Genomic DNA, 3,091 nt, shown 5'->3' with positions numbered 1-3,091 from the left:
CGGCCTGCGCGGTCTATATCGCCACCGGCGCGGGCCGGCTGCTGTTGCGGTCCGAAAAGCGGCGGATGCGGTTCTCGATGGGGCTCGCGGTGGCGGTGCTCTTCCTCGTGGCGATCTTCGCGCAGCTCTCGACCACGACTTACTACCGCTACGCCGAGACCCGCGCGGAATCGGCGCTCGCCAACCGCATCCGCGAATGGGCGCAGGAGGTGCCCGTCGAGATCGTGCGCATCGACGTGCGCGCCCGCGAGCGGACCGCCGAGGTCTGGGCCATCGTCGACCTGCCGGTGGACGCGGCGCTGAGGGTCGCGTCGGCGGCCGAGCAGCTGCCGGCGAAGCTGACCGTGACGCCATTCCGGGTCGTGGCCCGCGACATTCTCGGGCATGATTACAAGGTGACGGTGCGCTACCAGCCCCGCTACGCCTGGCAGGTCGACCTCGCGACCGACGACGTCGCGCCCGCCCCTTACGTCGACTCCGACCACCTGAACTGAGAGGCCCCGCCCCCGATCTTCGTCTAACTGTGCGCGGGCCCGCGCCCGTGCTAGACCGTCCCCGCAGCGCCGAAGGAGGACGGCTTTGCTAGACAGGGATCATGTGACCGAGATCGACCGGGTTCTGCGCGGACAGGACACCGGGCGCGACTGGCTGGTATCCGCCAGCTGGCGGCGCTGCGTGGAATCCTACGGGCTCGACCCGACGCGCCCCGACCCCGCCCATATCGTCACCGACGCCGAGTTCCGCGAACACCGCGAGCAGTCCGAACGGCTGATCGCCACCGCGCGCTCGGGGCTGCAGTCGCTGTTCCGGCAGGTGGCGGGCCAGAACTACGTGCTGCTGCTGACCAACGCGCAGGGCGTCTGCGTCGATTTCTTCGGCGACCGCCGGTTCGAGGACGACCTCCGCATGGCCGGGCTCTACCTCGGCTCGCACTGGTCCGAGGACCTGGCCGGGACCTGCGGCGTCGGCTCCTGCATCGTCACCGGCGACGCCATCACCATCCATCAGGACGACCATTTCGGCCTCGCGCACATGCCGCTCTCTTGCACCGCCGCGCCAATCTACGACACGAAGGGCGAGCTCTCGGCGGTGCTCGACATCTCGCTGCTGCGGGCGCCCTCGCCCAAGACCTCGCAGAACCTCGCCATGAGCCTCGTGACCGCCTCGGTGCGGCGGGGGGGGATGGCGAACCCCATGGCGGTGACGCGGCGCGGCCGGGTGGGGCGGGGCTCGACCCGCCCCCCGTTCCTCGATGGCTCCGGCCGCATCGTCGGCATGACCACCGGCGCGCGAAGGGCGCTCGACCCGGACGGCAGCGCCAGCCTGATCGGGCGCCGCATCGACGAGCTCATGGAGCTGACCGTAGACGACCTGCCCGACCTGATGCGCGGCCGCCCCACCGAAGAGCGCGTGCTGCGGCTCAAGGACGGGCGCGGGCTCTTCGGCCACGCCATCGCGCCGCAATCCGCCCGTACCCCGCGCCGCCAGACCGGAGAACTGCCCGGCGCGCTCGGCAGCTTCGCGGGCCCCGACCCGGCGCTGCAGCGGCTGCTGACGCAGGCCGGTCGGCTTGCGGTCACGCAATTGCCGCTGCTCATCGCGGGCGAGACCGGCACCGGCAAGCACCGGCTGGCGCGGGCGATCCACCTCTGCGGACCACAGGGGCGCGCCTTCCACGCGCTGCGCTGCACCGCGCTGCCCGAGGCCGGCAGCCTTGCCGAGCTCGCCCCCGGCACGCTGTTCCTGAACGGCGCCGAGGATCTGGCGCCACAGGCGCAGGACGCGCTGCTGGCGCTGCTCGACCGGCGCAGCGACCTGAGGGGGAGAGCCTCGACCCGGGGCGATCCGGGCACGCTGACGGCGGCGCTGCGCGAAGATCTCTACTACCGCCTCGCAGGTGCCACGCTGAGCCTGCCGCCGCTGCGCCACCGGGCGGATTTCGACTGGCTGCTCGACCGGCTTCTGCGGCGGCGCTCGGCGGACGGGCCGCAGCTTTCGACCGCCGCGAAGGCCGAGCTCAAGGCCCGCAGCTGGCCGGGCAACATCCGCGAGCTGGAGCGCGCGCTCGACGTCGCGGTGACGCTGGCCGAGGGCCCTGTGATCGACCTCCCCGACCTGCCCCGCGCCCCCGCCGCGGCGCTGCCCGCACCGCCGCCCGAGGCCGATCTCGAAGCCACGCTCATCGCCTGCGGCTGGAACATGTCGCAGGTGGCACGTCGGCTGGGCGTCAACCGCTCGACGGTGCTGCGGCGGGTGCGCAAGGCGGGGCTGACGCCGCCGGAATGACGCCGCCTAACGGACATAGAGGGATTGCGCTCGCCTGGCCGATCCCGTCGCTCTGACCGTTTCGGGCAAGCGAACCCAAACTGCCCCCAAACTCCCCCACCCCGGTTCGCCGCCACCGCACCCGTTGCCCGCCTGTTGCGCCGCTGTTGCGCGCGCAACGACGGGCGGCCCGGGCATCGCTTTTTCGTGACGCGCCGCCGGAAAACCATGGCCGGGACGCCCCGGTCTCTGCCAGCCTCATCGGTGGAGGAATTCCAAGACGCAAAGACCAAGGGAGGAGACCCCAATGCTAGACTCGACACTTGCCGACCAGACGCAGGCCTTTCTCGACAGCTTCGAAGAGGCGCTCGCGCAAGGCGATATCGACGCCGCCGCCGAGATGTTTCTCGAAGACTGCTACTGGCGCGATCTCGTCGCCTTCACCTGGAACCTGAAGACGGTCGAGGGCCGTGACCAGGTGCGCGACATGCTGACCCACCAGCTTGCCACCACCAAGCCCCGCAACTGGCAGATCGCCGAGGGCGAGATCCCCTCGGAGGCCGACGGCGTCACCACCACGTGGATCAGCTTCGAGACCGACCTCGCACGCGGCTACGGCCTGCTGCGGCTCAAGGACGGCAAGATCTGGACCCTACTTACCACCATGCAGGAGCTGAAGGGCTTCGAGGAGCCCAAGGGCTTTGCCCGTCCGCTCGGCGCCAAGCACGGCGCCGGCAAGAACCGCGAGAGCTGGAAGGAGGCGCGCGAGCGCGAGGAGGCCGAGCTCGGCTACAAGACCCAGCCCTACTGCCTGATCATCGGCGGC

3 protein-coding genes are annotated in these 3,091 nt (G+C 71.0%); all 3 read left to right on the top strand.

Features of this window, described 5'->3' with window-relative positions:
• Positions 1–494 (top strand): hypothetical protein (locus HC022_RS22540; RefSeq protein WP_167453890.1); only part of this gene is annotated, 494 nt, incomplete at its 5' end.
• An 85-nt stretch (positions 495–579) separates the two neighbouring features.
• Positions 580–2,286, top strand: coding sequence for a sigma-54-dependent Fis family transcriptional regulator (locus tag HC022_RS22535; RefSeq protein ID WP_167453889.1), 1,707 nt, complete (start codon positions 580–582; stop codon positions 2,284–2,286).
• Positions 2,287–2,572: 286 nt separating this feature from the next.
• On the top strand, positions 2,573–3,091 hold a 519-nt coding region (locus tag HC022_RS22530), incomplete at its 3' end, for a nuclear transport factor 2 family protein (RefSeq protein ID WP_167453888.1).

The sequence above is a fragment of the Salipiger sp. HF18 genome, from assembly GCF_011806505.1.
Classification (GTDB): Bacteria; Pseudomonadota; Alphaproteobacteria; order Rhodobacterales; family Rhodobacteraceae; genus Salipiger; species Salipiger thiooxidans.
The sequence above is the reverse complement of the archived record's forward strand: the minus strand, read 5'-3'. Positions and strand labels throughout refer to the sequence as shown.